Source organism: Nocardioides sp. P5_C9_2 (assembly GCF_054049555.1).
On sequence record NZ_JBFUMD010000475.1, the window covers coordinates 1 to 2987 of the forward strand.

Annotated in this window: 3 protein-coding genes; 2 read left to right on the top strand and 1 reads right to left on the bottom strand. The window is 66.7% G+C overall.

The genetic code is table 11. From position 1 onward, the window contains the following. The coding region (locus tag ACXJKL_RS18355; protein WP_457208441.1) for an SDR family NAD(P)-dependent oxidoreductase at positions 1–631 on the bottom strand (631 nt) is incomplete at its 3' end. 182 nt (positions 632–813) lie between these two features. Between ACXJKL_RS18355 and ACXJKL_RS18360 the strand changes: the two genes are divergently transcribed. Both ACXJKL_RS18360 and ACXJKL_RS18365 read left to right on the top strand, forming a co-directional pair. Further along, positions 814–1983, top strand: a complete 1170-nt coding sequence (locus tag ACXJKL_RS18360; protein ID WP_457208442.1) for a thiolase family protein — start codon at positions 814–816, stop codon at positions 1981–1983. Positions 1984–2013: 30 nt separating this feature from the next. Next, the gene (locus tag ACXJKL_RS18365; RefSeq protein WP_457208443.1) at positions 2014–2970 is read left to right on the top strand and encodes a hypothetical protein; all 957 of its coding nucleotides are present in this window, start codon (positions 2014–2016) and stop codon (positions 2968–2970) included. The last annotated feature ends 17 nt before the right edge of the window (positions 2971–2987 follow it).

A 2987-nucleotide genomic window follows, 5' to 3' on the forward strand; every position in this document is an offset into this window, starting at 1 on the left:
GGGTGTAGGCCTCCTCCTCCGACATCCCGAAGGCCGGGGTGAAGAAGGTGCCGGGGACGATCGTCATCACGCGGACGCCGACCGGCGCGAGGTCGCGGGCCGCCGGCAGGGTGAGTCCGATGACGCCGGCCTTCGCGGCGCCGTACGCCGTCTGGCCGACCTGGCCCTCCAGGCCGGCGATGCTCGCGGTCTGGATGATGACGCCACGCTGGCCGGAATCGAGCGGCTCGTTGGTCGCGATGGACGCGGCAGCCAGTCGCAGCGCCCGGTAGGTCGCCAGCAAGAAGATCTCGATCGTCTTGTCGAAGCTCTCCTGACCGATCGCCTGACCGTCGCGGCCGACCATCCGGCCGCCCCCGCCCTGGCTGCTGCCGTGCACGATGACGACCGAGCGCAGCGGCGCGAGCTCCTGCGCGGCTGCGAGTGTCTCGGCGACCGAGTCGTCGCTGAAGACGTCGGTGTGGATGTAGTGCGCGTTGTCGCCGAGCTCCTTGACCAGCTCGGCGCCACGGTCGTCGTTGATGTCGGCGATGACCGTCTGCACGCCCGCGGCCACCAGCCGCTTCACGGTCGCCGAGCCGAAGCCGCCCGTTCCACCGATGACGACGGCGGAGGTTCCAGTGAGATCCATGGGGTCCTGCTTTCTAGGCCTGGGGCGGATTCGTGGGCGTTCAGCGAGCAGCCAAAGAGACAAATCGTTTACATGTATGTACTCAATAACGTAGCATGCGGCTGCCGGTCGTCGCCATCTCACCGCAACAGTCGCGGATCCGAGTCGGGCGAGGACCAGGCTGAGAGATGAGGTGCGCCACCATGCCCAAGGCTGTCGTCATCGGAGCCACTCGGACCGCCGTCGGAACCGCCCGCCGGGGGACCCTGAGCGAGACCTCCGCCGAAACGCTCGCGGAGCACATCGTCAGGGAGGTCGTCGCGCGCTCGGGTCTCCCGGGTGAGCGCTTCGACGACGTCTACCTCGGTGACGTGCTGTACGGCGGGGGCGACCTGGGTCGCTACGCCGCCGATGCTGCGGGGCTCGAGAGCGTGGCGGGCATCTCGGTCAATCGGCACTGCGCCAGCAGCCTGACCACGACGGGCCTGGCCGCCGCGTCGATCATGTCGGGGATGGAGAGCGCGATCATCGCCGGTGGAGTCCAGGCCAGCTCGCTCAGTCCGATCTCGAGCTTCCGCAAGCCTCACACCGAGGCCGACTACGAGCAGCGCATGCCCCCGACCTTCCAGCACCGTGACGGCATCGACGACGATGTCCAGCTCACCGTCGGCTGGAATCTCGCCCAGAAGTTCAACATCAGCCGCGAGCAGCTCGACGCGTGGGCGTTCCGCTCGCACCAGCGGGCGGTCGCCGCGATCGACGCGGGCAAGTTCGTCGACGAGATCACCCCCATCACGGTGGTGAACAAGCTCGGCGAGACGGTCGAGTTCAAGGTCGACGAGCACCCGCGCCGTGACACCACGATGGAGAAGCTCGCCTCGCTCAAGCCGCTGCACCCGGAGATCGAGGGCTTCTCGATCACGGCAGGGAACGCGGCCGGCGGCAACGACGCCGGGTCGGCGCTGGCGCTTGCCAGCGACGGGCTCGCCGCCGCTGAGGGCCTCGACGTGCTCGCCGAGATCGTGGCGTGGGGCTCCGCCGGGGTCGACCCCCGCTACACCGGCACCGGAGCGTTGGCCGCCGCGGACAAGGTGCTCAAGCGGGCGGGCCTCGGCGTCCAGGACATCACGCTGTGGGAGATCAACGAGGCCTTCGCCACCGTCCCCATCGTCGCCTGCCAGGAGATGGGCATCGATGAGGAGCTGGTCAACGTCTCCGGCAGCGGCTGCTCGATCGGCCACCCGGTCGCGGCGTCCGGCGGCCGGATGCTCAACACCCTGATCTACGAGCTGCGGCGTCGTGGGGGTGGCTTGGGCCTGGCGACCATGTGCGCCGGTGGTGGCCAGGGTGGCGCAGTGCTGATCCGGGTCTGAACCGAACTCGAGGAACGAGGAGAACAAGAAATGGCGATCAAGCCGGTCAAGAAGACCAGTGAGTACGGCATCGGCCAGATGATCCACGTCATCCACATGACCGATGACGTCGCAAAGCTGACGGCGTGGTGGGAGGACGTCTTCGGCGGCTACACCTACATGGGCGTCGATGAGCCCGGTTACCTGCCGATCGAGGACAGGTACGCGTCGCTCCTGATGGTGCGCGACCTGTGTGTCGAGGTGATGGCGCCGGCACTGAGCGACGAGGGCGAGGTGAACAGCCCGCACCTTCCGGTCGGCAAGTTCTACTCCAGGTTCGGGCAGCACCTGCACTCCGTCGGCTACTTCGCCGACGACATCGTCGGTCTGGGCAACCACATGATCGAGAACGGAATCTACATCGGCAAGCCCGGTGGCGGTGCGGTCGAGAAGCTCGATGACCCGAGCCTGATGTACTTCTACCCGAGCCCGAAGTTCACAGCCGGGCTGATGGTCGAGATCTCCAAGCACCGGATGCCGAACGACCCCCGGGAGAAGGAGGAGTGGTCGTCGCTGGAGAAGGTCACCTCCCAGCACCCCCTCACGATCGAACGCTTCTCGTTCGTGACCTTGGGTGTCCGCGACCTCGAGTCCGCGGTCGAGGTCTACGTCAAGGCCTTCAAGGCGATCCCGCTGGTTGAAGGAATCGACGAGGATCTGGGTGCGAAGTACGTCGTCCTGCACCTCGGTGACTGCTTGCTGCAGATCGCTCAGCCGCTCGAGCCGACCTCGGACCTCGGACGGCACGTCGAGCAGTACGGCAACTTCATCTACAGCCTGCGGTTCAAGATCACCGACGTCGACTCCGCGGAGGCATGGCTGGCGAAGAAGGACGTGAAGACCTCGCGGCCGCGTCCGGGTCTGCTGGTGCTGGAGCCGAACGACACCTTCAATGCTCCGATCTTCCTGACGACCGAAGAGATCCAGGGCGATCCGTTCGCCACGTGATGTGATCGCGTGAAGAA